Annotated in this window: 1 protein-coding gene; it reads left to right on the top strand. The window is 25.5% G+C overall.

Features of this window, described 5'->3' with window-relative positions; all coding sequences use genetic code 11:
- Positions 1-141: 141 nt before the first annotated feature.
- Positions 142-615, top strand: a 474-nt coding sequence (locus G3997_RS04600; RefSeq protein ID WP_296648816.1) for an IS3 family transposase, incomplete at its 3' end; no start/stop codon positions are given.

The raw sequence follows: 615 nt of genomic DNA, 5'->3' as shown, positions 1-615 counted from the left end.
ATATGCTCAAACTCATTTTGATAAATATCATTATTGTATTTTAATTGTTCATTTATCATATCTAATACTGAAATATCTTCTAAACATAAACTAATGTTTGYWGGTATAGCAAGATCTTCATATTATAAATGGTTAAATAGAGTGGAAACTAAAAGAGATAAAGAAAATTCAATTATCATAAAAGAATTAACAAAGATATATGATGATGTAAATGGTATTTATGGTTATAGACGTATGACTATGAACATTAATAGAAATTTAAATAAGCAATATAATTATAAAAGAATCTATCGATTAATGAAATCTATAAATTTACAATCAGTAATTCGAAAGAAAAAGAAAAGATATGTTAAAAGTACACCTCAAATTACTGCCGAGAATGTGTTAAATAGAGATTTTAGCGCAGCTACGCTGAATGAAAAATGGTTAACTGATATAACTGAATTCAAGTTAACTAATGGGACGAAGGCCTATTTAAGTGCAATAATAGATTTATATGATAATAGTATAGTTTCCTATGTTTTGGGGCACTCAAATAACAATAAACTTGTATTTGATACATTTGATTTAGCCATAGAAARAAATCCAARTGCAAGCCCATTATTTCATAGTGAT

It is taken from the genome of Romboutsia sp. 13368, from assembly GCF_018336475.1.
Lineage (GTDB): Bacteria > Bacillota > Clostridia > Peptostreptococcales > Peptostreptococcaceae > Romboutsia.
Note: the sequence above shows the minus strand (reverse complement) of the source record. Positions and strands in the feature narration are given on the sequence as shown.